At 44.7% G+C, this 4897-nt stretch carries 5 protein-coding genes, 1 other RNA gene and 1 pseudogene; all 7 read right to left on the bottom strand.

What is annotated here, in order from left to right; genetic code table 11:
* On the bottom strand, positions 1-1186 hold a 1186-nt coding region (locus tag A3735_RS14635; protein WP_068638201.1), incomplete at its 3' end, for a penicillin-binding protein 2.
* A 24-nt stretch (positions 1187-1210) separates the two neighbouring features.
* Positions 1211-1612 carry a cell division protein FtsL gene (ftsL, locus tag A3735_RS30995; protein WP_197470004.1) on the bottom strand — a complete coding sequence of 134 codons (402 nt, stop codon included), beginning with the start codon at positions 1610-1612 and terminating at the stop codon, positions 1211-1213.
* A gap of 13 nt (positions 1613-1625) precedes the next feature.
* Positions 1626-2567 carry a 16S rRNA (cytosine(1402)-N(4))-methyltransferase RsmH gene (rsmH, locus tag A3735_RS14625; protein ID WP_068553776.1) on the bottom strand — a complete coding sequence of 314 codons (942 nt, stop codon included), beginning with the start codon at positions 2565-2567 and terminating at the stop codon, positions 1626-1628.
* A 31-nt stretch (positions 2568-2598) separates the two neighbouring features.
* Positions 2599-3042, bottom strand: a complete 444-nt coding sequence (gene mraZ, locus A3735_RS14620) for a division/cell wall cluster transcriptional repressor MraZ (RefSeq protein WP_068516386.1) — start codon at positions 3040-3042, stop codon at positions 2599-2601.
* Between the two features lie 298 nt (positions 3043-3340).
* Positions 3341-3707: RNase P RNA component class A (gene rnpB, locus A3735_RS14615), an RNA gene on the bottom strand.
* Between the two features lie 56 nt (positions 3708-3763).
* Complete coding sequence (locus A3735_RS14610) at positions 3764-4438, bottom strand: hypothetical protein (RefSeq protein WP_068516390.1); 675 nt, start codon at positions 4436-4438, stop codon at positions 3764-3766.
* A 128-nt stretch (positions 4439-4566) separates the two neighbouring features.
* Positions 4567-4897: pseudogene (locus tag A3735_RS14605) on the bottom strand (rRNA (cytidine-2'-O-)-methyltransferase); the annotation flags it as partial.

The raw sequence follows: 4897 nt of genomic DNA, 5'->3' as shown, positions 1-4897 counted from the left end.
GCGAAGAGTCTGGCAAAGAACCTATACTCTCTCCAGGAAAGCCAATTCCCGTTCCCTGCCCAAAACCAAGCCGGCTAAACATATCCCAAACGACATCACCACTAAGATCCAGCGCTATACGACTGGTTCCAACATTACTACTTTTGGCAATAATATTAAGGACACTTAGCTCACCGTAGTTTCTGTGATCTCGAATTGACTTACGCCCTAAACGCAAATAACCCGGAGATGTATCCAGGCGGGTATTCAGTGTGTATTTGTTTGTCTCTAATGCCGCGGCTATCGTTGCTAACTTCATCGTCGAGCCCGGTTCAAATACATCGGTGATCGCTCGATTCCTCAAATGCGCAACATTTATATTGCTACGATTATTTGGGTTATAGGAGGGCTGATTTGCCATCGCTAAAACATCGCCTGAGTGAATGTCGAGTACGACTATCGACCCGGCTTTCGCTTTATGAGTCTCGACGGCAGCCTTGAGTTCTCGATAAGCCAGATATTGAATCCTCATATCTAGACTCAAACGAATATCCTTTCCTGGGCTAGCTGTTTTTACAGCACCAAAATCTTTGATCACTCGCTGCTTTCTGTCTTTCAGGACTCTGCGCTTTCCCGGTTCGCCGCTTAGCCAGTCATCATAGGAGAGTTCAATCCCCTCCTGGCCGTGCTTATCAATATTAGTAAAACCGACAACATGAGCAGCCACTTCACCCGCTGGATAGTATCGCTTGTATTCTCGTTTGCTATAGATCCCATCTAAATTTAAAGCAAGCACTTTGCTTACTTCATGAGGCGCCATTTTTCGCTTAAGGTAGATGAAGTGCCTATTTTTGCTGCGCTCTAGCTTGTCGGCCAGTTTCTCATAGCTTTGTCCAAGCGCTTCAGCCAAGGCTTTAGCTTGGGCAACATTCAAGTTCAGATAACGAGGATCTGCATAAACCGTTTCAACCGGAGCGCTAACCGCCAAAGGCACACCATGGCGATCCATAATTACGCCACGATGAGCATCCAGCGTTTCAAAGCGAATAGTACGTGCATCACCCTGCTCTGCTAAAAATGCCTGCTCATAAACATGCAAGTCTATCGCACGATAAAAAAGTGCGAGACCACACAAAGCCAAAAAGCCCAGCAGAAACCAATACCGCCAGGCTAAATTGCTTTTAGAAATGTCTTTTGAGCGATTCACTAATCAGCACTCTTTTATTTATAGTTAGTAAATTAACTGGATTTTTTCAGTTTCTGGCACTTCCATACCCAAGCTTTCGCGCGCCACTGACTCAATTCTATTAGGCGAGCTCCATGCACTTTGTTCTAATAACAATTGCGCCCACTCGAGCTGAAGCTGATCATTTTTTTCTAGCAAAATTGCTTGCTCTGCAAATAGCTGCCGACTCAAGTGAGAAGAGTACACAACACCAATTGCTGACAAGACGATTATCAGTAACAACATGCCGGTCACCACAAAACCTTTAAAGGAAACCTGCCTTAACAAATGAAGCAAGCCATCTAGGGCCAAAGCCATTCGCTCCATCACCGTCATCTCTGAAGAGTTTTCCCGCACCGCCTCAACGCCGCGTTCACCGTGGCGAACTACCGACGTCAATCTAGACATTAACAACATAAGCCTATTCATCAGAAACTCTCTCCAACACTCGCATTACAGCGCTACGCGCCCGAACGTTATTTTCTATTTCTGCTTTACTCGGTTTAATCGCCTTTCCAACTAGCTTAAAGCCTCGAACAATATCTTTTTCAAAAACGGGCACCCCCGGCGGAGGCGCATCACCTTTTGCTTTTTCACGCATAAAGCGCTTAACAATACGATCTTCGAGTGAATGAAAGCTAATAACAACTAAACGGCCACCGACTGCTAAACTCTCACTTGCTTCGTCCAGCAATCGCTCTAAATCACTCAATTCATCATTAACTTTAATTCGAATAGCCTGAAACACCCTGGTCGCCGGGTGCTTATGTTTTTCCCAAGACGGGTTCGCGTCCTTCACTATTTTCGACAGTTTTGCAGTCGTATCAATTTCCTGACCCAGCAATGCCTCTTTGATACCTCTAGCTATTTTCCTAGCAAACTTTTCTTCGCCATAATCGAAAAATACCTGAACCATCTCTTTCTCATCGACCTCTTTGATCCACTGTGCGGCACTCACTCCGCGCGTGGTATCCATCCGCATATCTAGCGGACCATCATTCATAAAACTGAAGCCTCTCTCAGCATTATCAAGCTGCGGAGATGACACACCCAAATCCGCTAACACGCCCGAAACTTTCTCTTGCCCACAAACTCTCAAATGCTCACGAATATCTGCGAAGGAGCCGTGCACAATCGAAAATCGCTCTTCATCAACAAATCGACTCTGTGCCGCAGATATTGCTTCCAAATCTTTGTCAATAGCGATCAACGAGCCATCTTTATCCAAAGCTTCTAGTATTTTTGAGCTATGCCCACCACGACCAAAGGTTGCATCAACATAGGCACCTGAAGAATTCGTCACCAATAAGTCAACTGCTTCTTGTAATAGCACCGTCTCGTGCATATGTTGCTCACAACTCATACCAATGTGTCCAATTCAATCAACATATACATTACAGAGACAAATTCAGCATTTGCTCAGGAATATCATCATCCTGATCTGCTTCATCTAACCAATTAAACCAACTGTCTTCACTCCAAAGCTCAAACTTCTTTCCTTGACCCACCAACATCAACTTCTTCTCGAGATTTGCATACTCTCTAAGTGTTGGCGGCACAAGAATTCGCCCATTCCCATCCATTTCCAAAGGCGTCGCATAACCAATCAACAAACGCTGAGTGCGTCGCGCAATCTTGTTGAAACTTGGCAGGCTTTCAATTTGAGGCAATATCTCTTTCCATTGATCTTCTGGGTAGACGAGCAAGCAGCGCTCCTCAGTATGCGCAGTCACAACAATACGGCCATCACAAAAAGACGCCAACGATTCCCGAATCTTAGTCGGAATCGCCATGCGACCTTTAGCATCCATATTGATTGCGTGACTACCTAAAAACAAAATTACGCCTCGAAACCCACAAAAAACTGAAAAATACCCAAAATTAACCACTTTTTTCTACTTTTACCCACTATAGGAACTAGAACTCCACAAATCAAGCAAAATAGACGGGTAGCCAAAGGGAAAAATACTCAAAAAACACAATAACTTAGAGAGATATAGGCAAAATCGGAAGGCACAGAGAGACTCTTATCTTTTAACAACAAAAAGATAGCGTGAAAACTTAAGAAACCACTTTAAGAGTAAGATTTTTTTCTTATTAAAAGACAAGAAATGGGGATTTTTTTAACTAGGAAAAGTAAAGAGTTTGCCGATAAGCCGGGTTCTGTCGTGGACAATCATTCATCTAGACTAAACGTCACCATTTAGTTCAAGCAACCTACCCGAATTCAGCGCGAGCCACGCCAACGAATTCCTATTTGGTTTTGCTCCGAGAGGGGTTTACCATCGCCATGAACTGTTGCCAGTCATGCGGTGCGCTCTTACCGCACCTTTTCACCCTTACCGTTCCTAGCCAAGGCTAGAACTTAGGCGGTTCACTTTCTGCTGCACTTTCCGTAGGCTTTCGCCCCCCAGGGGTTACCTGGCACTCTGCTCTGTGGAGCCCGGACTTTCCTCTCCTCATGCTGAAAACTCAGCTAAGCAGCGATTGCCTGGCAAACTCAGGAATAACAGTATTACGGAAATACAGATAATTCAAGAAAAGAATAGATAAATATAACTAATCTCGAACCGTAGCAATGCGAACATTACTAATACTCGTTAGATCAGAGATATAGCCACTGCCGATTGACGCTTCCTGCCCCTCGCGATCCGGAGGAGCAATTGTGGCTACAAAGTCTACCTGCCTCTCAACGATATAACGAATCGAGCCCAGGTTTTGCTCCAAGACAGTTACAGTTTGCTCTATACGACTTAACTCGTAGCTAGTATTGTCTTCTTGATCACTATCGGAATCGAAAACAATGCTATCAAACTCATCATCTCGAACAAGGAAAACAGCATCTTCAAAAGACGAAGGCGGAAGCTCATCCACATAACTCACATCAGCGGAGGTATCAGCTCCAACTAGAGAGTCTTGAATAGTGAGATTACTTGCCCACGACTCAACCTCTTGAGTCAAAGCAAACTCAAGCACGTCAGTCACCTCATCTGGGTTAGCATCCTCAATTGTGATATCGGTCTGAAAAGGCAGCACTTCATAATCGTCATCAACCGTCAAGCCCGCGGCTGTAGGACCAGCTATATTAACAATATCTTCAGCCGAGTTTGCTGACACAGCCGAAACCGTCCCCATCGCTCCTTCTGAAAGCAACTCAAAAGCATGCACAGGAAAAGCCGTCGCCAAGCCCAAAAATGATACTGGGAGAAAAATATTTCGGAACAGTCTATCCATTATGACTCTACATCCGTTAGATAATTATTTGCTTATATTTTGCACGATTAAGAATACCTTCGCAATCTACTAAGCACATCGAATCACATCATTCCTTCAAAATTGCAAACCGGTCGTCGGTTTTACAATCACTTCTCTTTCAAACTTAAAGCCAGGTTGTATATTTCCTTTTTACTTCCGCCCACAACATCCGCCACGACAGCACTTGCCTTTTTTGGCGGCAGCTCTAGAAGCAAACGCGCTAGAAGCTTGAGCTTTTGCTCATCACTCACACTCAGAGGCTCTTCCTGTGAACCTTCAAGCACCAACACAAACTCTCCTCTAGTTTGATCTTCGTCAGCCTTCATCCAAGCCAGAACTTCAGACACCTCACCGTACTTAATCGTCTCATATCGCTTGGTTAGTTCTCGAGCCACACAAAGTTTTCGCCCTGCCAACGCGTCGGACATAGCCTCAAGC

It is taken from the genome of Oleiphilus sp. HI0061 (assembly GCF_001635675.1).
Note: the sequence above shows the minus strand (reverse complement) of the source record. Positions and strands in the feature narration are given on the sequence as shown.

Bases quoted from the DNA above. Each gene is read 5' to 3' on its own strand.
- ftsL (WP_197470004.1), bottom strand. From the start codon at position 1,612: ATGTCTAGATTGACGTCGGTAGTTCGCCACGGTGAACGCGGCGTTGAG.
- rsmH (WP_068553776.1), bottom strand. From the start codon at position 2,567: ATGAGTTGTGAGCAACATATGCACGAGACGGTGCTATTACAAGAAGCA.
- A3735_RS14610 (WP_068516390.1), bottom strand. From the start codon at position 4,438: ATGGATAGACTGTTCCGAAATATTTTTCTCCCAGTATCATTTTTGGGC.